Below are 19,290 nucleotides of genomic sequence, written 5' to 3' on the forward strand. Positions count from 1 at the left end.
GATGGACGGGGCGCGGACGCGGAGCTCGGACGAGGTGGAGCGCCTGCTGCGGGAGCGCACCGCCGATCTCCAGCGGGTGAAGGCGGAGTACGACAACTACCGCAAGCGGGTGCGGCGGGACCGCATGGCCGTGCGGGAGATCGCCGTGGCCAACGTGCTGACGGCCCTCCTGCCGGTGGTGGACGCCGTGGACCGGACGTGCGCGCACGAGCCGCTGACCCCCGGCCTGAAGGACATCGCCGACACCCTGCGGACCCAGCTGGGCTCGCTGGGGCTGCAGACGTTCGGGGAGGAGGGCGAGCCGTTCGACCCGGCGTGCCACGAGGCGGTCGCGCACCAGGCGGCGCCGGGCGCGCGGCGGCTGGTCTGCGCGGAGATCCTGCACCCCGGCTACCGCATCGGCGACCGCCTCCTGCGCCCCGCCCGCGTGACGGTGACGGGACCGCCGTGAGGCCGGGGGCGGGGGCGGGGCCTTGAACGAGCGACGGTGACCGCGGTGACCCCGGGGTGGGCGAGGGTGCCCCGGGGGTGGGCGAGGGTGCCCCCGGGGAGTGGAGGTTGCCCGGGGACCGGGGAGGCGGGGCGGGCGGTCAGGAATCAGGGTGCGGTCCGGGGCGCGGCGGGTGCCCCGGCTGGCCGGGGCGGGACGGGGGCTGATCCGCCGTCGCCGGGCGCGGACGCGCCCTGCCCGGCCGGCAGCGCACGGACCGGCGCATCCGCAGCACCCGCGCAGATTGGGCAGGCCGGCGGTGCCGTGGCCGCCGACTCACGGAGCCCGGCCCGGCCGACCGCCCCGGGACGGCCGCAGCCTTCCGCAGACGAACCCACCGCGGCCGAGCGTGCCCGCACCCCACCCGGCCAACGGGTCGCGGCCCAGCCCAGCCTTCGCGCCCGCGAGCACTGAGCCGCCGCAACCGCCGTCCCCAGCTCGCCCCGACTGACAGGCCGAAGCGCCGCCGCAGCCGCCACACCCGCGCCGCACGGACCCGGTCCGAAAAGCCCTCCGAACCACCGCAGCCAGGCGTGCTCGCACCCCACCCGGCCCTCGGATCGCGGCCCAGCCCCCAGCCTCCGCACCCGCACCCGCACCCCCACCCGACCCGTCGGTGAGCACTGAGCCGCCGCAACCACCAACCCCGGCGTCCGGCCCCACCCGCGCCCCCACGGGCCCGGCCCGATGACCGCCCCCAGGGCCGCCGCGGCCAGGCGCGGACGCGCCCCGCCCGGCCGGTGTCGCCGGCGCAGGTGGGGTGCCGTACCCGTCGCCCACGGACCCGCGTGCGGTCGGCAGGCCGGAGGTCCGGCCCGTCCATCTCATGGACGGACCGTAGCCATCCGGCGGAACGCGGTGCTACAAATGCCGCATGTCGGACGCACCTGTCCGATTCAGGCGCCTCTCCTGGCGCACTGTGATCGGCAAGAGCCCCCGCAGCGTCGCCGGACAGGTCTTCCTGCTCCAGGTGGCGCTGGTGGTGCTGCTCGTGATCTGCGCCGTCGTCGCTCTCGTACTGCAGTCGAGGCGGGACACCAGCACGGAGGCCAGGCGGCGGTCCATAGCCGTCGCGCAGACCTTCGCCCACTCCCCGGGCCTGCTGCGCGCCCTGCGGAGCCCCGACCCGTCCCGTGTCCTCCAGCCGCTGACCGAGGCGGGACGCAGATCGGCGGGGGTGGACTTCATCGTGGTCATGGACACCCACGGCACCCGCTACACCCACCCCATACCCGCCCGGATCGGCGAGCGGTTCGTGGGCAATATAGGGCCGTCGCTGGCCGGGAAGGTCTACACCGAGAGCGTCCAGGGCCCGCTGGGCCACGAGGTCCAGGCCACCGTGCCCGTGGACGACGCCCACGGCAAGGTCGTCGCCCTCGTCTCCGCCGGGCTGAAGGTCAAGCACGTCACCAGCGAGCTGGACCGGCAGCTGCCGATCATCCTCGCCGCCGGGGCCGGCGCGCTCGTGGTGTCGACCGGCGGCACGGCCCTGGTCGGCCGCAGGCTGCGGCGGCAGACCCACGGCCTGGGCCCGGACGAGATGACCCGCATGTACGAGCACCACGACGCGGTCCTGCACTCGGTGCGGGAGGGCGTCGTCATCGTCGGCCCCGACGGCCGGCTGCTGCTCGTCAACGACGAGGCCCGGCGCCTGCTGGAGCTGCCCCCCGACGCCGAGGGGCGCACGGTGCGGGAGCTCGGGGAACTCGACCCGGCGACGGTGGAACTGCTCGTCTCCGGGCGCGAGGCCAGCGACGAGGTGCACTTCGCCAAGGGGCGCCTGCTGGCGGTCAACCAGCGGCCCACGGAGTACGCGGGCGGCCCCCGGGGCACCGTCGTGACGCTCCGCGACTCCACCGAGCTCCAGGCGGTGTCCGGCCGGGCCGAGGCCGCCCGCGAGCGGCTGGAGCTGCTGTACGACGCGGGGCTGTGCATCGGCAGCACCCTGGACGTGGTCCGCACGGCCGAGGAACTCGCGCGGGTCGCCGTGCCCCGGTTCGCCGACTTCGTCACCGTCGACCTGGCCGACGCCGTCCTGCACGGCGAGGAACCGGCGCCGACGGCGCCCCACGTCCGCCGGGTCGTCGTGAGCGGCATCCAGGACGACCACCCCCTCTACGAGCTGGGCCGGCTGATCGACTTCCTGCCCTCCACCCCGCAGGCGCGCGGCTACGGCGCCGGACGCGCGGAGCTGGTGACCGACCTGTCGCAGGCCGAGGGCTGGCGGGCGCAGGACCCCGAGCGGACCGGGCGGATCCTGGACTTCGGCATCCACTCGCTCATCGCCGCTCCCATCCGGGCGCGCGGTGTCGTCCTGGGCATGGCCAACTTCTGGCGGTCCAAGCGGGAGCCCTTCGACGCGGAGGAGCTGGCCCTGGCGGAGGAGCTGGTGACCCGGGCCGCGGTCAGCATCGACAACGCCCGCCGGTACACGCGCGAGCACGCCCTCGCGGTCACCCTGCAGCGCAGTCTGCTGCCCCGGGCCCTGCCCGAGCAGAGCGCCCTGGAGGTCGGCTACCGCTATCTGCCGGCGCAGTCCGGGGTGAGCGGTGACTGGTTCGACGTGATCCCGCTGTCGGGCAGCCGGGTGGCGCTGGCCGTCGGTGACGTGGTCGGACACGGTCTGCACGCCGCCGCGACGATGGGCCGGCTGCGGACCGCGGTGCACAACTTCTCCACGCTCGACCTGCCGCCCGACGAGCTGCTCCAGCACGTGGACGAGCTGGTCGGCCGCCTCGACCAGGACGAGCCCTGCCCGGAGAAGTCCGGCGAGATCGTCGGCGCCACCTGCCTGTACGCGATCTACGACCCGGTCACGTGCCGCTGTGTGATGGCCCGCGCCGGGCACCTCGCGCCCGCGCTGGTCCACCCCGACGGCAGCGTCACCTACCCCGATGTGCCGGCCGGTCCCCCGCTGGGCCTGGGCGGCCTGCCGTTCCAGACGGCCGAGCTGGAGCTGGCCGAGGGCAGCCAGCTGGTCCTGTACACCGACGGTCTGATCGAGGACCGCAGGCGCGACCTGGACGAGGGCATGGAGCTGCTGCGCCGGGCCCTGGCGGGTCACCCCGGCCGCTCACCGGAGGAGAGCTGCCGGGCGGTGCTGGAGCAACTGCTGCCCGAGCGTCCCGGTGACGACGTCGCCCTGCTCGTCGCGCGCACCCGGGCCCTGCCGGCCGACCGGGTCGCCGACTGGGACGTGCCGCGCGACCCGGCCGCCGTGTCGGGGATGCGCGGGGTGGTCTCGGCGAAGCTGGCCGAGTGGGGACTGTCCGAGCTGGAGTTCGGGACGGAGCTGGTGCTGAGCGAGCTGATCACCAACGCCATCCGGTACGGCTCCGACCCGATCCATGTGCGGCTCATCCACGACCGCACGCTGATCTGCGAGGTGGCCGACGGCAGCAGCACCTCACCGCACCTGCGGTACGCGGCGACGACCGACGAGGGCGGCCGGGGCCTGTTCCTGGTCTCGCGGCTCGCCGAGCGCTGGGGCACCCGCTACACACCCCAGGGCAAGGTGATCTGGGCGGAGCTGGCGGCGCCGGACCCCACCCGGCTGCTCGGGGACTTCTCACACCTGGAAGACCTCGGGGACCTGGAAGACCCGGGAGACCTCGGGGACCTCGCGGACTGACGGTTCAGCCCGCGCCCGGCCGGGCGCTCCGTCCCCTGAGAGGCCCACGAGGGCGCGAGCGGGCCGCGCGCGGGTGAAGCGGTACGGGCGCACTCGCCGCAGCGGCCACGGGCACGGGCACGGGCACGGCGAAGGGCCGTACCCCCGGCACCGGGGATACGGCCCTGACGGCTGTGCCGTGCCCTGCCGCCTACTTGCGGATCAGGCTGCGCAGCACGTACTGCATGATGCCGCCGTTGCGGTAGTAGTCGGCCTCACCGGGGGTGTCGATGCGGACGACCGCGTCGAACTCGACACCGGTGTCGGTGGTGACCTTGACCGTGCGCGGCGTACGGCCCTCGTTCAGCTCGGTGACGCCGGAGATGGAGAAGGTCTCCTCACCGGTCAGGCCGAGGGACTGGGCCGAGGCGCCCTCGGGGAACTGCAGCGGGAGCACGCCCATGCCGATGAGGTTGGAGCGGTGGATGCGCTCGTAGGACTCGGCGATGACGGCCTTGACGCCGAGCAGCGCGGTGCCCTTGGCCGCCCAGTCGCGGGACGAGCCGGAGCCGTACTCCTTGCCGGCCAGGACGACCAGCGGGATGCCGGCGGCCTGGTAGTTCTGCGAGGCGTCGTAGATGAAGGCGACCGGGCCGCCGTCCTGCGTGAAGTCACGCGTGTAGCCGCCCTCGGTGCCAGGCGCGATCTGGTTGCGCAGGCGGATGTTGGCGAACGTACCGCGGATCATGACCTCGTGGTTGCCGCGGCGGGAGCCGTAGCTGTTGAAGTCGCGGCGCTCGACGCCGTGCTCCGTGAGGTACTTGCCGGCCGGGGTGTCGGCCTTGATGGCGCCGGCCGGGGAGATGTGGTCGGTGGTGACCGAGTCGCCCAGCTTGGCCAGGACACGGGCGCCGGAGATGTCCTCGACCGCGGTCGGCTCCATGCCCATGCCCTCGAAGTACGGGGGCTTGCGGACGTAGGTGGACTCCGGGTCCCACTCGAAGGTGTTGCCCGTCGGGACCGGCAGCGACTGCCACTGGGCGTCGCCGGCGAAGACGTCCTCGTAGGACTTGGCGAACATGTCCTCGCCGATGGCGTTGGCGACGACGTCGTTGACCTCGGCCTCGGTGGGCCAGATGTCCTTCAGGTAGACCGGGTTGCCGTCCTGGTCGGTGCCGAGGGCGTCGCGGGTGATGTCCACCTTCATGGAGCCCGCGATGGCGTAGGCGACGACCAGCGGCGGGGACGCCAGGTAGTTCATCTTGACGTCGGGGTTGATGCGGCCCTCGAAGTTCCGGTTGCCGGAGAGGACCGAGGTGACCGCGAGGTCGTGGTCGTTGACGGCCTTGGAGACCTCCTCCGGCAGCGGGCCGGAGTTGCCGATGCAGGTGGTGCAGCCGTAGCCGACGAGGTTGAAGCCCAGCTTGTCCAGGTACGGGGTGAGGCCGGCCTTGTCGAAGTAGTCGGTGACGACCTTCGAACCCGGGGCGAGGGTGGACTTGACCCACGGCTTGCGGGTGAGGCCCTTCTCGACCGCCTTCTTGGCGACCAGGGCGGCGCCGATCATGACGTACGGGTTGGAGGTGTTGGTGCAGGAGGTGATGGCCGCGACCGTCACCGCACCGTGGTCCAGCTCGTAGGTGGTGCCGTCGGGGGCGGTCACCGGGACCGGGTTGCTCGGGAAGCCGTTCGGGGCGACGGCAGGGGCGTCGGAGGCCGGGAAGGACTCCTTGCCCGCCTCGTCGATGTCGTCGACGTAGTTGCGGACGTCCAGCTTGAACTGCTCGGCGGCGTTCGCGAGGACGATGCGGTCCTGCGGGCGCTTCGGGCCGGCGATGGACGGCACGACGGTGGAGAGGTCCAGCTCCAGCTTCTCGGAGAAGTCGGGCTCGGCGGCCGGGTCCAGCCAGAGGCCCTGCTCCTTGGCGTAGGCCTCCACCAGGGCGACCTGCTGCGCGGAGCGGCCGGTCAGGCGCAGGTAGTTCAGGGTCTCGTCGTCGATCGGGAAGATCGCGGCGGTGGAGCCGAACTCCGGCGACATGTTGCCGATGGTGGCGCGGTTGGCGAGCGAGGTGGCGGCCACGCCCTCGCCGTAGAACTCGACGAACTTGCCGACGACGCCGTGCTTGCGCAGCATCTCGGTGATGGTGAGCACGAGGTCGGTGGCGGTGGTGCCGGGCTGCAGCTCACCGGTGAGCTTGAAGCCGACGACGCGCGGGATCAGCATGGAGACCGGCTGGCCGAGCATGGCGGCCTCGGCCTCGATGCCGCCGACGCCCCAGCCGAGGACGCCGAGGCCGTTGACCATGGTGGTGTGCGAGTCGGTGCCGACCAGGGTGTCCGGGTAGGCCTTGCCGTCGCGGACCATCACGACACGGGCCAGGTGCTCGATGTTCACCTGGTGGACGATGCCGGTGCCCGGCGGGACGACCTTGAACTCGTCGAACGCGGTCTGGCCCCAGCGCAGGAACTGGTAGCGCTCCTTGTTGCGGCCGTACTCCAGCTCGACGTTCTGCTTGAAGGCGTCGTTCGTGCCGAACTTGTCGGCGATGACGGAGTGGTCGATGACCAGCTCGGCCGGCGCCAGCGGGTTGATCTTGGCCGGGTCGCCGCCCAGCTCCTTGACGGCCTCACGCATCGTGGCGAGGTCCACGACACAGGGCACGCCGGTGAAGTCCTGCATGATCACGCGGGCCGGCGTGAACTGGATCTCCTGGGAGGGCTGGGCCTGGGAGTCCCAGGTGCCGAGGGCGCGGATGTGGTCGGCGGTGATGTTCGCGCCGTCCTCCGTGCGGAGCAGGTTCTCCAGCAGGACCTTGAGGCTGTACGGCAGGCGGGCCGAGCCCTCCACCTTGTCCAGCCGGAAGATCTCGTACGACTCGTCGCCCACCTGCAGCGTGCTGCGGGCGTCGAAGCTGTTCGCCGACACGACAGTCTCCTTCATTGATGTGCGCGTACCACCGTCAATCGTGCCGCCTCGCCGGCTTGGCCGAACCAGTAAGGTCAGGCTAAGTTAGGCAAGCCTTACTGGAGTGGCGGCTACGGTGCGCCTCGGCAGATATCTCGATGTCGAGATAACTCTAATACATGGGCGCGGTCCGGTCATGCCCGACCCGGCCCCGGTGTGCCCGTGCACCACGCGCCGCACCACGACAGCGGACCCGCCCGGCCGGCGGGGCCCTCGGCGGCCGGGGCGCGCACCAGACGACCGCCTACCGCACCGAGCCCCGAACCGGACGACATCGGTGGATTTATCCACCCCTTTCCGGTCACCCAGCGTGCCCTGGAGCGACCAGCCCTGACAGTCCGTCACCGACATCACCCGAATGGACCCCCTGACAGGCGCCATCTCATATCTGAGATAACCTCGACCTCATGTCAGACGACTACCTCGTACGCATCGGCAAGCTCATCCGTGACGCCCGGCAACACCGGGGCTGGACACAGGCGCAGCTCGCGGAGGCGCTCGGCACCAGCCAGAGCGCCGTCAATCGCATCGAGCGCGGCAACCAGAACATCAGCCTTGAGATGATCGCGCGAATCGGTGAAGCCCTGGACAGCGAGATCGTGTCGCTGGGCTACGCGGGTCCGATGCATCTGCGCGTGGTCGGCGGCCGCCGTCTGTCCGGCGCCATCGACGTCAAGACCAGCAAGAACGCGTGCGTGGCGCTGCTGTGCGCCTCGCTGCTGAACAAGGGGCGCACGGTGCTGCGCCGCGTGGCGCGGATCGAGGAGGTGTACCGCCTGCTGGAGGTGCTCAACTCCATCGGCGTGCGCACCCGCTGGATCAACGACGGGGTCGACCTCGAACTCGTCCCGCCCGCCGAGCTGGAGATGGACGCGATCGACGCGGAGGCCGCCGTCCGCACCCGCTCGATCATCATGTTCCTCGGCCCGCTGCTGCACCGCATGGACGGCTTCAAGCTGCCGTACGCCGGTGGCTGCGACCTGGGTACGCGGACCATCGAGCCGCACATGATCGCGCTGCGCCGGTTCGGTCTGGACGTCGCGGCCACCGAGGGCCACTACCACGCCCGGGTGGACCGCTCCGTGCGTCCCGGCCGGCCGATCGTGCTGACCGAGCGCGGCGACACGGTGACCGAGAACGCGCTGCTGGCCGCCGCCCGGCACGACGGCGTCACGGTCATCCGCAACGCCTCCTCGAACTACATGGTCCAGGACCTGTGCTTCTTCCTGGAGGCGCTGGGCGTCAGGGTGGAGGGCATCGGCACCACCACGCTCACCGTGCACGGTGTGCCGGACATCGACGTGGACGTCGACTACTCCCCCTCCGAGGACCCGGTCGAGGCGATGAGCCTGCTGGCCGCCGCCGTGGTCACCGAGTCGGAGCTGACGGTGCGCCGGGTGCCCATCGAGTTCCTGGAGATCGAGCTGGCGGTCCTGGAGGAGATGGGCCTCGACCACGACCGGTCGCCGGAGTACTTCGCGGACAACGGCCGCACCCGGCTGGTCGACCTCACGGTCCGCCCCTCCAAGCTGGAGGCGCCGATCGACAAGATCCACCCGATGCCGTTCCCCGGCCTGAACATCGACAACGTCCCGTTCTTCGCGGCCATCGCCGCGTCGGCGCAGGGCCAGACCCTCATCCACGACTGGGTGTACGACAACCGGGCCATCTACCTGACCGACCTCAACCGCCTCGGCGGACGGCTCCAGCTGCTGGACCCGCACCGGGTGCTGGTCGAGGGCCCGACCCGCTGGCGCGCCGCCGAGATGATGTGCCCGCCGGCCCTGCGTCCCGCGGTGGTCGTACTGCTGGCGATGATGGCGGCCGAGGGCACGTCGGTGCTGCGCAACGTGTACGTCATCAACCGCGGCTACGAGGACCTGGCCGAGCGCCTGAACTCGATCGGGGCCCAGATCGAGATCTTCCGGGACATCTGAGAGCCCTGGGAATGGCACCGCGAGCTCCCTCCTGACCGCACGTTCGCGGGGCGGGAGGGAGCTCGTGGCGCGAGTGCCGGGCGCTCCCAGAAAATCCCTGGTCGGATCGGTTTCTCCTTCGCGCAGACGCGCGGAGCGTCAAGGCCGGGAGTCCGTCCTGCGCGGGGCGGCGCATGGGCCTGTACCGCACCGTCCTGCACGAGGGCCTGCGTGGTGACCTGAGGAGGCGCGGCGCGCGGCGCAGGGTGTGGGCACGTTCCGGGCGCTGCCCGCCGGCGACCCGGTGGGCCTGAGCGTGACTGCCTTCGCCTCCCCGGCGATGTACGACAGCGGGCACTCCCTGAAGGGCCGTACGGTCCGGCTGAGCGGTTTCGTCACCCATGGGGACGGCGACACTGGTACGTGACCCGGCTGCCGGTCTCGTGCGGCTGGGCTCGGAAGCGGCCTGGCCCCCCGTATTGGACGTGAATACGGTCCGCCAGGTCGCCGAGCCGTCGAACCCGTACGAGAAGCGGTGACGGCGCCGGGGCGATCCGTTCGGCTGTGCCGGCTACCGGGTGCCGTAGGGCAGGAGCGCCATCTCCCGTGCGTTCTTGATGGCCTGTGCTGTCTGCCGCTGCTGCTGACGCCTCACATGGGTCACCCTACGGCTGCGGATCTTCCCGCGGTCGGAGATGAACTTCCGCAGCAGGTCGGTGTCCTTGTAGTCGACATAGGTGATGCCGGCGGCGTCCAGCGGGTTGACGCGCTGACGCTTGGTGGTCTGCCGCCCGGTGCTCGTGCGTCGGGGCATGGTGAGGTCGGTCCTTCCTGTCAGGTCACTGGGTCGAGCAAGTCGTCGAAGACGTGCGGGAGTTGTCGCCAGCCTTTTCGGCCGGCCGCGTACTCGTCGTCGGTGAGGAGGCACGAGTCGAGCAGGGCCGGCAGAGCGTCGCGGTCCAGGCCGGGCGAAGTGAAGGTGAGGTACTGGCAGCGGTCGCCGTGTTCGGGGTGCCAGTCGAGGGAAGCGGCGAGACGGCGTTCGGCGGGCACCATCTCCCACGCGGCGTCCGGCAAAGCGGCCAGCCAGGGACCCACCGACTCCACGCACAGGGCACCGCCCGCGGCGTCCCAGGACAGCAGGGTGTCGGGGCGGTCGGCCAACCAGAAACGCCCACGGCTGCGCGCGGCGGCACAGGTCAGGTCCTCCAGAGCGGCGTAGAGGCGCTGCGGGTGGAAGGGCCGGGTGCGCCGCCAGACGAGGGTGGTCACGCCGTGTTCGTCGCACTCCTGCGGCAGCAGCGCGCACGCCGGGTGCAGGCGGGCGGCGGCCGCCGCCACGTCGAAGCCCGCCAGCAGGGCGGGCCCCAGGGCCCCGCCGTCCACGCGCAGCTTTCGCGCACCTGGTGTGAGCTGGGCAAGCAGAGCACGGTCGGCGTCGTCGGCGCTCTCCCCCGACGAGCCGTTCTCGACGACGGCGATCACCGTCGGGTGTTCCAGCTGCCGGGCGAAGGTGTCTGCGACGGTGCGCTGGTCGGCCGGGGCGGCGGCGAGGCCCGCGTCGGCCAGGTCGTCGCCATTGGCCAGGTACGGCAGCACGAGGGCCGGGTCGACCGCGGTGGCGACGCCGGTCAGCACCAGCGGCGCCCCCGCGCCGGCGATGACCGCCGCCATGGCCTGCGGCTCGACCGAGTCCCACAGTTCCACGACGGCCAGCCGGTACCTGTCCTCCTCGGCGAGCCGCAGCAGTTCGGGGACCAGGTCCTCACGCAGTGCGCAGCACGCGCAGTCGTTCACCAGCGGAGCGTCGCCGTGGCCCAGCAGGCCGGCGGCGTCGCGGACCGTGCGGTGCACGGCGCTGTCGACGGCGGACGTCAGGTCGTGGTGCAGCGCGATGGAGCCGGGGACCGTGCGCAGGATCTCCTCGACAGCGGCGCGGCGGGCGTCGGCGTGCAGTCCGGCGACGATCGCGACCGGCAGCCCGCTCACCGCTCACCTCGTCCGCGTCCGTAGCGCCGCTCGAAGCGCTCGACCCGCGCGGCGGTGTCCAGGACTCGCTGGGTGCCGGTGTAGAAGGGGTGGCTCGCCGAGGAGATCTCGACGTCGATGACCGGATAGGTGTTGCCGTCCTCCCACTCGACGGTCCTGTCGCTGGTGGCCGTCGAGCGGGTGAGGAAGGCGAAGTCCGCGGCGCGGTCGCGGAAGACGACCGGGCGGTACTCGGGGTGGATTCCGGGCTTCATGGCTCTCAGCGCTCCTCACGGAAGTCGACGTGGCGGCCGACGACCGGGTCGTACTTGCGCAGCGTCAGCCGGTCGGGGTCGTTACGGCGGTTCTTGCGGGTCACGTAGGTGTAGCCGGTCCCGGCGGTGGACCTCAGCTTGATGATCGGGCGGAGTTCGTTACGGGCCATGGGCGGCACCATACACGACTTTGATTTTCATTTTCATTTGACTGCTAGTGTGCTGTCCTCACCGACCCACCGAGGAGGAACCCGTGTCCGCCCACTGCCAACTCACCGGCCGCCGGCCCGGCTTCGGCCACCACATCTCCCACTCCCACCGGCGCAGCAAGCGCCGCTTCGACCCGAACATCCAGCGCAAGCGCTACTGGCTGCCCAGCGAGGGCCGCCACGTCCGCCTCACCCTGTCCGCCAAGGGCGTCAAGACCATCGACACGATCGGCATCGAAGCCGCGGTGGCCCGCATCCGCGCCCGGGGAGGGAAGGTCTGATGGCGAAGAAGAGCAAGATCGCGAAGAACGAGCAGCGGCGCCTCGTCGTGGCGCGCTACGCCGCACGGCGTGCCGCACTGAAAGCGATCATCGCGTCCCCCCGCAGCTCGGAGGACGACCGGGCCGCGGCTCAGCGGGAGTTGCGTCGGCAGCCCCGTGACGCCGGCGCCACCCGCGTGCGCAATCGCGATGCCGTGGACGGACGCCCCCGCGGCCACCTGCGCACCTTCGGCCTGTCCCGCATCCGGGTACGCGAGATGGCACACGCCGGCGAACTGCCCGGCGTGACCAAGAGCAGTTGGTGAGCGACGTCCGATCCGCTCACAGGGCGAGCCGAGCAAGGACGGAGTCCTGGACTTCTTCGGCATCCCGGCGAACACCCACGCGCACGGCGGCTGGGCGTTCACCGAGGAGGGCACCTGCCGGCTGACCTTCAAGATGAGCGGCAAACTCGCCGACGGGACGGCGGTCCAGGACACCGAGACCGTGTCCTTCGTCGTCGGCGTTGGTAACGGCGTCTCCCGCACGCGGACGGTTTCCGCGTGCGGGATCGAGTGCTCAGCTCATGCGGGTCAGCCGGTCGTCAGGGCGGTGTCGTCCACCACGAAGCTGGTCTGCAGAGAGGAGTCCTCCACGCCGTTGAACTTCAGCGTGACCGTCGAGCCCGCCAGCGAGGACAGGTCGAAGGTCTTCTGGGTGTAGCCGGAGCCCGCGTCGAGGTTCGAATAGGTCGCGAGGGTCGTCGAACCCGCGGTCACCGTCAGCTTGTCGTACTGGGTGCTGGTGGTGGTCTCGGCGGTGTCGACGTGCAGGTAGAAGGTGAGTGTGGCCTTGCAGCCGGCCGGGATCGTCACCGACTGCGACAGCGTGTCGGTGTGCGAGGAGCCGTAGCCGTCCAGCCAGGCGTAGTACGAACCGCCGTGGGCCGCCTCACCGGTGCCGTTGGCGATGACACCGCTGGTGGCGCTCCACCCGGTACTGCCCGACTCGAAGCCGGGGTTGGCCAGCAGCTGGGAGGCGGAGCAGGTGCCGCCACTGGAGCCGACGGTCCAGGTGAAGGAGGCCGAGCCGGAAGCGCCGGTGGAGTCCTTGGCGGTGACGGTGACCTGGTAGGTGCCGGCGGTGGAAGCGGTGCCGGAGATCAGGCCGGTGGAGCTGTTGATGGACAGGCCGGTGGGCAGGCCCGTGGCGCTGTAGGTGAGGGCCGCGCCCGCGCTGTCGGCGGCCTTGATCTGCAGGCTGACCGCACTGCCGGTGGTGGTGGACTGGCTGCCGGGGTTGGTGACGGTCACCGTGTTGCCGGTGGAGGTGCCGGCGGTGAAGGCGGCGGTGCCGTTCGGGGTGCCCCAGCCGGTCGGGCCGTCGTAGCCGGCGTTCGCGGTGCAGAAGTACGACGGGGAGCAACTGCCGTTGTTGCCGGTGGTCACGTCATACAGGTTGGACGTGTGGGAGTACGGGTACCTCGCCGGGTAGTCGCTCGCGCCCGGGGTGCCCGCGAGAGCGTAGACGGAGGCGATGATCGGCGAGCTGGCGCTGGTGCCGCCGTAGACCGCCCAGCCGGAGCCGCCGTAGGTGTCGTAGACCGCGACGCCGGTGGCCGGATCGGCGACCGCGGAGACGTCGGCCTCCATGCGCTTGGCACAGCCGGTGTCGGTCTGCCAGCTCGGCTTGGGGTCGTAGGCGGAACAGCCGGAGCCGGTGCCCTCGGTCGAGTTGGTGTGCCACACCGACTCGCTCCAGCCGCGCGCGTTGGAGGCGGTGGTGAGCGCGGTGCCGCCGACGGCGGTCACGTACTGGGAGGTGGCCGGGTACTCGGCGCCGTAGGCGGAGTCACCGGAGGAGACGGTGATCGCGACGCCCGGGTGCTTGAAGTACTGGGTGTCGTCCGTGGTTTGGGAGGAGTCCTCGGAGCCGCCCCAGCTGTTGGAGATGAACTTGGCGCCGAGGGCCACGGCCTCGTTCTCGGCGGCGCCGAGGTCGGCCATGCTCGCGGAGTTGGCCTCGACCAGGATGATGTTGCAGTTCGGGCAGACCGCGCTGACCATGTCGATGTCGAGCATCTCTTCACCGGCCCAGCCGGTGTCGTTGGCCGGCAGCGAGGTGGTGGAGCCGGTCTGGCCGACCTGCTTGAAGCAGCCGTTCGCCTTGGTGCAGGACGAGAGGCCGTAGGTGGAGCGGTACGTGGCCAGGTCCGGCTCGGCGTTGGGGTCGTTGTAGGCGTCCACGATGCCGACGGTCATGCCCGAGCCCGCCGTGGTGGGCAGGTTGTAGGCGCTGTGCAGGTTGGCCGGGGAGAGGCCGGAGGGCGCGGCGGCGAGCGCCGAGGCGAGGCGCTGCTTGATGTCCGTGCGACGTTGGGCGAAACAGGACGCGTGGCCAGGCCCGGCGGTGGTGCACAGATGCTGGGTCGGCACCTTCTGACCGGCCTTGCCGGTGGCGTGGTACGTCTGCCGCTCGGGTGCGGTCAGCGCCTTGTGGTTCTGCGTGACCTTGGAGGTCTGCGTATAGGTCGCGGCAGGCTGGGCGCCGGCAGTCGGGGCGGCGGTGAATCCGGCGACGGTCAGGGCGAGGGCTGGGACGGTGACGGCGACGAGTCTTCGCAGACTCCGTCTCGGCCCGCTCGGGTGTGACTCACGCATGGGGTACTGCCTCCGGTTGACGTGGGGTATCGCACTGGATGGGCAGCCCGTGACGCGCGTAGCGGCGGCCAAACCGCGCAGTCATGAGCATGACACTCGCAGGCCCGCATGTCGGGGTGAGCGTGACATGACAGGGCGCGGGAGGAACGTAGACCCTGACAGGGCGTACCGGGCAGGGCTGGGCCGAATTCTTTGCTTCTCCATAGAATGCGGTTGGCCCCCTCCTGGGGGCCGGCGCGCACTGGGTCAGGGGCTGGGCTCAGAACCGGCCCTGGTGGCTCTCTGGCGACTTCCGTGGTGGGGCTCATCCTGCTGATCATCCAGAAAGCCGCTCTTGGACCGGATGGCAACCGCGAGCGCTCGTTCCCTCACCCTTCCTCAGAGCCGCCGCGCGGGGCCGGCTCCGGAGGGGGACCGGCAACCGCGAGGGAGACGGCATCGGAACCGCTGACCGGCAGAGTGCCGGAGCGCTACGAGTTCGCGCACATCCGCCGCAGCACCGACGTCACGAACCTCGCGGTGATGGCCAAGGCGGTCAGGGGCGCCGGGGCCATGGCTCCCACCCGGCCGCACCCCCGTGTCGAGTCGGCCGCCGCCAGCGTGGCCCTCGGTCCGGTGGCCGCCGTCATGGACCGCACGAAGGACGCCGTCCGCAAGGCCATGGGCAAGGGCCGACGCCGTCAGCCGGAGCCGCCGGGCCCGCCGGCCTGCGGACCCGCGGGGCGGCGGGACCGGTCGAGGGGCGCGGCAGCGCGCCGGGCTCGTCGGCGGTGGATGGTGGTTTACCGGGGAGCGGCCGCGGCAACTCGGGCACGGCGAGCGGTCCTTCCGACGGGCCCTCGCCGTGCGATGCACCGGCCAGGCGCATCGGGAGCCAGTCCGGTGTCACAGCCGGGCGGAACAGAAGGCGATCGATGACGACGATCGGTGTCGAAGAGGAGTACCTGCTGCTCGACCCGGTCACGGGGCTACCGGTGCCCGTGGCGGACAAGGTGCGGGCCGCGGCCGGTCTGGGGCATCTCGTGGCCGACCAGGAGGTGCACTGCGAGCTGCTGCAGGCGCAGGTGGAGGTGGCCACCCCGGTGTGCGGCACGCTGGAGGAGGTCGGCGGGCACCTGCTCCGGCTGCGGCACGCCGTCGGGGCGGCCGCCGAGGAGCACGGCTGCCGGGTCGCGGCCTGCGCCACACCGCCACTGCGCCACGGCCACCCCGTGGCCGTCACCGACCAGGCCCGGTACCGGGCCATGCTCGTCCAGGCGCCCCAGCTCGTGGCGGAGCAGCTGGTCAACGGCATGCACGTGCACGTCGGCGTACCCAGCCGGGACACCGGTGTGCAGATCCTGAACCGGATCCGGGTGTGGCTGCCGGCCCTCACCGCCCTGTCCGCGAACTCCCCGCTGTGGGACGGCCACGACACCGGCTTCGCCAGCTGGCGCACCGTGATCTTCAGCCGCTGGCCGGTCAGCGGCATGCCCCCGCACTTCGCCGACATCGCCGACCACGACCGGCGTGTGCGGCAGCTGCTGGAGAGCGGTCTGATCTCGGACACCGGCCAGCTCTACTGGCAGGCCCGGCTCTCGGCCCGGTACCCCACCGTCGAGGTGCGCTGTCTCGACGTGCAGTTGCGCGCGGACGACGCGGTGATGCTCGCGGGTCTCGTCCGGGCCCTGGTGGAGACGGTGCTCGCGGAGGCCGCCGCCGGCGCTCCGGCGCTCGACTGCGACCAGGAGCTGCTCCAGGCGAGCATGTGGCACGCGGCCCGCCACGGGCTGAGCAGCACCCTGGTCGATCCGGGCGGCCGGCAGCGCCGGGCCGGCGAGATGCTGTACGAGCTGCTGCGCTACGTCGCCCCCGCGCTCGACGCGTCCGGCGACAACCGGCAGGTGACGGCCCTGGTGCACCGGCTTCTGCAGGACGGCACCGGCGCGGACCGGCAGCGGGCCGCCCTTGCCGAAGGCGGCCTGCCCGCGGTCACCGACCTGATCCTCGCCCAGAGCACCATGCCCTGAGGGGGGCCGGCCGGCGTGCTCACCCTCACCTGCCCGCTCCGGAGGCCTGTCCGCGGGGCAGAGGGCCGGCGTGGGCGTGGCGGCCGGGGCGGGCGGCGGCATGGCGCTGTCCGGGGCCGGGTCCACCGCGGGCGGCGAGTGCGTCGGCGACGGCGCCGGTGGTGAAGGCGTAGACGGCCTTGTGGAGAAGGTCCACGGCGAGCTCCCGGCGGGGCCAGGTGCCGGGTGGGGCGCCGACGCCGGTCGCGTTCTCGAGGATCTGGTCGTTGGTGAGGCGGACGACCGCGAACTTGGCGGAGGCGAGGGGTCCGCGCAGTCCGGTCTGGGCCATCACCGAGCGCAGCACCCCGAGGAGGGCGGCCTGGCCGTAGTGCATGGCCCAGTTGACCGGCAGCGGCTGTCTTCCGGGACGTTCGGGCAGGCCGGTCAGCCGCTGGAGCACCCGCGCGGGCACATGGGAGTCGGGCCGGCCGGTGACGGCCTGCTCCACCTTTTCACCGAGGGTCATGACGACCCCTCCGGCGGTGCCGGCGAGCAGTCCCTGCCACAGTGCGCGCTTGAGCATGCCCCGGCGGGTACCCGCGACGACCGCCCTCACCCGCGCGGCCGGTCCCCTTCACTCCCTCGCCGGCGGGTCATTCACCGGCGGTCGTCTTCCCGACCAGCGCGCCGTATGCCAGTTGCAGGGTGTCCGCCCCGGCCAGGGCCGTGAGCGCGCCCATGGCGGTGCGGGTCGCGCGCGGCCAGAGGAGCTGGCCGGCGGTGAGGGTGGAGGCGACCCAGACACTCATGCAGAAGGGGCAGGTGGCGAGCTCTCCTACGGTGTGCCTGCCGTTCTCGCGCCGCGCCTCCTCGTGCAGTTCGGCGGGGCCCTGCGGGGCGACGTACCGGGTGAAGGGGGCGCGCAGCGGGCTGGTGACCGATGCCTTGGTCAGCAGTCGGCTGAGCCGGAACGTGGCGACCGAGGTCAGGACCACGTCCCACGGTTCGGGCCGGTCGGGCAGCGGCCGGCCGCGCAGCCGTACGGCGGTGGCCCAGGCCGTCGTGTACGTGGCGAAGCCCGCCATGGCCGCGAGGTAGCCGCCCAGCGGGCGGTCGTGCCCTGCCGCGTACCGCCTTCGGGTCCGCCGCAGCAGCCCGTGCAGACGTCCCGCGGGGCGGCCGTCAGCTGCCGTAGCCATGGGCTCCCGTTCCCGTGCGTCGCCGTCCCGCACCGGCCTCGTCGGAAGGCTGCCCGTCCCGGTCCTGCCGGCGCAGGCGTATCTCGACGTGGCCGTCGGTGATGCGGGTGTCGAACGCCGGCTGGGGCGCGGTGGCCGGGCCGCGGACGTTCCAGCCGTCCGAGAGCCGGAAGACGCTTCCGTGCCAGGGGCACTGGACGCATCCGTCGCTGACCGTGCCCTCGGAGAGCGGTCCGGCGAGGTGGCTGCACCGCTCGGCCAGGGCGTGGATCGTCCCGCCGGACTCCCGGACGACCAGGACCGGGACGTCGTCCACGCTGCGCCGCACAGGCTGGTCGGCCGGGAACTCGGCCACGGCTCCGATCCGGTGCCAGCCCTCGGTGACGACGTGCGGGACCTCTTCGGCGTGGTTGGCGCCGGACGCCTGGCGGTAGGCCAGGTGGCCGCCCAGCATGCCGCCGAGCGCGACCGCCGTCAGGCCCAGGAAGCCGTAGGCCCGGCCCGCCGCGCCGCGTCCCTTGACGCGGCAGCCGAGCGAGGCGGCGTACAGACCGACGGCGGCCGAGTTCGCGAGGGCGTGCGCCAGTCCGACACGCTGCTGCTGGGGGTGCAGCTCCGCCCAGTCGACCCAGCCCGCCAGGGCCGCGGGCGCGGCGGAGGCCAGGCCGACGCCGACCAGGAGTCCCGCCTCGCGGGAGCGGCCGGGGTACACGTCCAGTACCGCCGCCGACAGCCAGCTGCCGATCGGCACCTGCACCATCAGCGGATGCACCGGGTGCCCCAGCCACCTGCCGTGCAGGAGGTCGCGCCCGTCGCCGAGCGGCAGGGCCTGCACCCCCTTGCGGATCCTGTCGATCACCGCGTCGGCCCTGGGTTCCCGCTCCAGGCGGTCCAGCAGCCGCAGAAGGCGGTTGCGCCCTGTCCGGGGATAGCGTGACCTTGTGCTCATGGTCGGCCGGGTCCCCATCCCCACCGGCCGCAAACGGGCCAGGACGGGGTCAGCCGCCCGGCCGGATCACCGCGCGCACGCAGCCGTCCGCCTTCTCCTTGAACATCTCGTAGGCCCGCGGCGCCTCGTCCAGGGGCGCGGTGTGGGTCGCCAGGTGGGCCGGACTCGGCTCGCCGGCCGCCGGCGAGCCGCGGCGGCTGTGCCGGACGGGCGTGCCTTCGCTCGCCGCAGGACGACGAACGCACCGGCGGCCGGCCCGGCAGCGGCCACCGTCAGCGCTTTCCGGCGGCGCGCACCACGGAGGGCGGTGAGCGCCTGTGTGAGCACGGAGAAGCACGGCGCGAGCCCACGTCGCCTGGAGCGGGAGACGGACGAGCGGGACGTCCACCCGGAGGAGGAAGGGCGCCCCGGGCCCCACACGTCCGGCGAGGGCACCGATGAGGCCCTGGCGGAACGGGCGGAGTCCGGGGAGGGCGACGGCTGACACCCGGTGACCCGGGTTCAGTCCGGGCCGCTGGGGAGGTAGTAGGTCTGTCGCAGGAACGCGGCCATGTCCCGCAGGGCCTGCACGTATCCGGCTTTGTACGGTGCGTCGACATCCGTCCGGCCGCCCTCGGCGTGGGCCCAGGAGTCGAGATGCAGGGCGATGCGCAGGTGGTTCCGGTACAAGGCGCCGTGCCTGCCGTCGAGAGCGGCTCGCGCACGGTGCTCGTCCCAGTCCTCCAGGTCGCCGGTGTCGAAGGCGAGCAGTGCGTCGTCGTTCCGGGCCACCGTTTCCCTCCTCCGGTCGGTCTG

Annotated in this window: 18 protein-coding genes and 2 pseudogenes; 10 read left to right on the forward strand and 10 right to left on the reverse strand. The window is 72.2% G+C overall.

The genetic code is table 11. The features are described 5' to 3' along the window. Nucleotide 1 precedes the first annotated feature (1 nt). Both grpE and AB0947_RS01230 read left to right on the forward strand, forming a co-directional pair. Nucleotides 2–451 carry a nucleotide exchange factor GrpE gene (gene grpE, locus AB0947_RS01225; RefSeq protein ID WP_366748199.1) on the forward strand — a complete coding sequence of 150 codons (450 nt, stop codon included), beginning with the start codon at nucleotides 2–4 and terminating at the stop codon, nucleotides 449–451. A 913-nt stretch (nucleotides 452–1,364) separates the two neighbouring features. Further along, a complete protein-coding gene (locus AB0947_RS01230) occupies nucleotides 1,365–4,121 on the forward strand; it encodes a SpoIIE family protein phosphatase (protein ID WP_366748200.1) in 2,757 nt (918 codons plus the stop codon). 190 nt (nucleotides 4,122–4,311) lie between these two features. Here AB0947_RS01230 and acnA read toward each other — a convergent pair whose 3' ends face one another. Beyond that, the gene (gene acnA / locus AB0947_RS01235) at nucleotides 4,312–7,029 is read right to left on the reverse strand and encodes an aconitate hydratase AcnA (RefSeq protein ID WP_366748201.1); all 2,718 of its coding nucleotides are present in this window, start codon (nucleotides 7,027–7,029) and stop codon (nucleotides 4,312–4,314) included. A gap of 446 nt (nucleotides 7,030–7,475) precedes the next feature. Here acnA and AB0947_RS01240 point away from each other — a divergent pair, with 446 nt between their 5' ends. Both AB0947_RS01240 and AB0947_RS01245 read left to right on the forward strand, forming a co-directional pair. Beyond that, a complete protein-coding gene (locus AB0947_RS01240) occupies nucleotides 7,476–9,005 on the forward strand; it encodes a UDP-N-acetylglucosamine 1-carboxyvinyltransferase (protein WP_366748202.1) in 1,530 nt (509 codons plus the stop codon). Between the two features lie 247 nt (nucleotides 9,006–9,252). Continuing rightward, on the forward strand, nucleotides 9,253–9,411 hold the full coding sequence (locus tag AB0947_RS01245) for a hypothetical protein (RefSeq protein WP_366748203.1): 159 nt from the start codon (nucleotides 9,253–9,255) through the stop codon (nucleotides 9,409–9,411). Nucleotides 9,412–9,555: 144 nt separating this feature from the next. On the opposite strand, the gene rpsR is transcribed toward AB0947_RS01245, so the two are convergent. The 4 genes from rpsR to rpmG are packed head-to-tail and all read right to left on the reverse strand — an operon-like array spanning nucleotide 9,556 to nucleotide 11,397. Further along, the gene (gene rpsR / locus AB0947_RS01250) at nucleotides 9,556–9,798 is read right to left on the reverse strand and encodes a 30S ribosomal protein S18 (RefSeq protein WP_366748204.1); all 243 of its coding nucleotides are present in this window, start codon (nucleotides 9,796–9,798) and stop codon (nucleotides 9,556–9,558) included. A gap of 20 nt (nucleotides 9,799–9,818) precedes the next feature. Beyond that, a complete protein-coding gene (locus tag AB0947_RS01255) occupies nucleotides 9,819–10,964 on the reverse strand; it encodes a GTP-binding protein (RefSeq protein WP_366748432.1) in 1,146 nt (381 codons plus the stop codon). Nucleotides 10,965–10,969: 5 nt separating this feature from the next. Continuing rightward, entirely contained in the window at nucleotides 10,970–11,227 is a 258-nt protein-coding gene (locus AB0947_RS01260) for a type B 50S ribosomal protein L31 (RefSeq protein ID WP_366748205.1), read from the reverse strand. A 5-nt stretch (nucleotides 11,228–11,232) separates the two neighbouring features. After that, nucleotides 11,233–11,397 carry a 50S ribosomal protein L33 gene (gene rpmG, locus AB0947_RS01265; RefSeq protein WP_026252351.1) on the reverse strand — a complete coding sequence of 55 codons (165 nt, stop codon included), beginning with the start codon at nucleotides 11,395–11,397 and terminating at the stop codon, nucleotides 11,233–11,235. An 83-nt stretch (nucleotides 11,398–11,480) separates the two neighbouring features. Here rpmG and rpmB point away from each other — a divergent pair, with 83 nt between their 5' ends. The 3 genes and pseudogenes from rpmB to AB0947_RS01280 form a co-directional block, all read left to right on the forward strand. Beyond that, nucleotides 11,481–11,717 carry a 50S ribosomal protein L28 gene (gene rpmB / locus AB0947_RS01270; protein WP_366748206.1) on the forward strand — a complete coding sequence of 79 codons (237 nt, stop codon included), beginning with the start codon at nucleotides 11,481–11,483 and terminating at the stop codon, nucleotides 11,715–11,717. Continuing rightward, on the forward strand, nucleotides 11,717–12,022 hold the full coding sequence (gene rpsN / locus AB0947_RS01275) for a 30S ribosomal protein S14 (protein WP_366748207.1): 306 nt from the start codon (nucleotides 11,717–11,719) through the stop codon (nucleotides 12,020–12,022). Before rpmB ends, rpsN begins: the two co-directional genes overlap by 1 nt. Before the next feature lie 61 nt (nucleotides 12,023–12,083). Continuing rightward, nucleotides 12,084–12,206, forward strand: a pseudogene (locus tag AB0947_RS01280) (TIGR03769 domain-containing protein); the annotation flags it as partial. Between the two features lie 83 nt (nucleotides 12,207–12,289). Here AB0947_RS01280 and AB0947_RS01285 read toward each other — a convergent pair. Continuing rightward, nucleotides 12,290–14,356, reverse strand: a complete 2,067-nt coding sequence (locus tag AB0947_RS01285; RefSeq protein ID WP_366748208.1) for a putative Ig domain-containing protein — start codon at nucleotides 14,354–14,356, stop codon at nucleotides 12,290–12,292. Between the two features lie 465 nt (nucleotides 14,357–14,821). On the opposite strand from AB0947_RS01285, the pseudogene AB0947_RS01290 reads away from it, so the two are divergent. Beyond that, nucleotides 14,822–15,025 (forward strand): annotated as a pseudogene (locus tag AB0947_RS01290) (hemerythrin domain-containing protein); the annotation flags it as partial. A 245-nt stretch (nucleotides 15,026–15,270) separates the two neighbouring features. Then, nucleotides 15,271–16,365 carry a glutamate--cysteine ligase gene (locus AB0947_RS01295; RefSeq protein WP_366748209.1) on the forward strand — a complete coding sequence of 365 codons (1,095 nt, stop codon included), beginning with the start codon at nucleotides 15,271–15,273 and terminating at the stop codon, nucleotides 16,363–16,365. A 25-nt stretch (nucleotides 16,366–16,390) separates the two neighbouring features. Here the strand turns inward: AB0947_RS01295 and AB0947_RS01300 are convergent, their stop codons facing one another. The 3 genes from AB0947_RS01300 to AB0947_RS01310 all read right to left on the reverse strand — a co-directional run bounded on the left by AB0947_RS01300 (nucleotide 16,391) and on the right by AB0947_RS01310 (nucleotide 18,495). Continuing rightward, nucleotides 16,391–16,930, reverse strand: a complete 540-nt coding sequence (locus AB0947_RS01300; RefSeq protein ID WP_366748210.1) for a hypothetical protein — start codon at nucleotides 16,928–16,930, stop codon at nucleotides 16,391–16,393. Nucleotides 16,931–17,000: 70 nt separating this feature from the next. Continuing rightward, complete coding sequence (locus tag AB0947_RS01305; RefSeq protein WP_366748211.1) at nucleotides 17,001–17,546, reverse strand: DUF1360 domain-containing protein; 546 nt, start codon at nucleotides 17,544–17,546, stop codon at nucleotides 17,001–17,003. Next, a complete protein-coding gene (locus AB0947_RS01310; protein ID WP_366748212.1) occupies nucleotides 17,530–18,495 on the reverse strand; it encodes a Rieske 2Fe-2S domain-containing protein in 966 nt (321 codons plus the stop codon). Before AB0947_RS01310 ends, AB0947_RS01305 begins: the two co-directional genes overlap by 17 nt. A 319-nt stretch (nucleotides 18,496–18,814) precedes the next feature. Here AB0947_RS01310 and AB0947_RS01315 point away from each other — a divergent pair, with 319 nt between their 5' ends. Further along, complete coding sequence (locus AB0947_RS01315; RefSeq protein ID WP_366748213.1) at nucleotides 18,815–18,979, forward strand: hypothetical protein; 165 nt, start codon at nucleotides 18,815–18,817, stop codon at nucleotides 18,977–18,979. Between the two features lie 17 nt (nucleotides 18,980–18,996). Here the strand turns inward: AB0947_RS01315 and AB0947_RS01320 are convergent, their stop codons facing one another. After that, complete coding sequence (locus AB0947_RS01320) at nucleotides 18,997–19,266, reverse strand: hypothetical protein (protein WP_366748214.1); 270 nt, start codon at nucleotides 19,264–19,266, stop codon at nucleotides 18,997–18,999. Between the last annotated feature and the right edge of the window lie 24 nt (nucleotides 19,267–19,290).

The organism is Streptomyces sp. NPDC047841 (assembly GCF_040704085.1).
Taxonomy (GTDB): Bacteria; Actinomycetota; Actinomycetes; order Streptomycetales; family Streptomycetaceae; genus Streptomyces; species Streptomyces argyrophylli.

What these genes read in the sequence shown, in the direction of transcription:
- AB0947_RS01285 (WP_366748208.1), bottom strand. Translation starts at nt 14,356, where the DNA reads ATGCGTGAGTCACACCCGAGCGGGCCGAGACGGAGTCTGCGAAGACTC.
- rpsR (WP_366748204.1), bottom strand. Translation starts at nt 9,798, where the DNA reads ATGCCCCGACGCACGAGCACCGGGCGGCAGACCACCAAGCGTCAGCGC.
- AB0947_RS01300 (WP_366748210.1), bottom strand. Translation starts at nt 16,930, where the DNA reads ATGCTCAAGCGCGCACTGTGGCAGGGACTGCTCGCCGGCACCGCCGGA.
- rpmG (WP_026252351.1), bottom strand. Translation starts at nt 11,397, where the DNA reads ATGGCCCGTAACGAACTCCGCCCGATCATCAAGCTGAGGTCCACCGCC.
- AB0947_RS01260 (WP_366748205.1), bottom strand. Translation starts at nt 11,227, where the DNA reads ATGAAGCCCGGAATCCACCCCGAGTACCGCCCGGTCGTCTTCCGCGAC.
- AB0947_RS01240 (WP_366748202.1), top strand. Translation starts at nt 7,476, where the DNA reads ATGTCAGACGACTACCTCGTACGCATCGGCAAGCTCATCCGTGACGCC.
- AB0947_RS01305 (WP_366748211.1), bottom strand. Translation starts at nt 17,546, where the DNA reads ATGGCTACGGCAGCTGACGGCCGCCCCGCGGGACGTCTGCACGGGCTG.
- rpsN (WP_366748207.1), top strand. Translation starts at nt 11,717, where the DNA reads ATGGCGAAGAAGAGCAAGATCGCGAAGAACGAGCAGCGGCGCCTCGTC.
- grpE (WP_366748199.1), top strand. Translation starts at nt 2, where the DNA reads ATGGACGGGGCGCGGACGCGGAGCTCGGACGAGGTGGAGCGCCTGCTG.
- AB0947_RS01230 (WP_366748200.1), top strand. Translation starts at nt 1,365, where the DNA reads ATGTCGGACGCACCTGTCCGATTCAGGCGCCTCTCCTGGCGCACTGTG.
- AB0947_RS01310 (WP_366748212.1), bottom strand. Translation starts at nt 18,495, where the DNA reads ATGAGCACAAGGTCACGCTATCCCCGGACAGGGCGCAACCGCCTTCTG.
- AB0947_RS01295 (WP_366748209.1), top strand. Translation starts at nt 15,271, where the DNA reads ATGACGACGATCGGTGTCGAAGAGGAGTACCTGCTGCTCGACCCGGTC.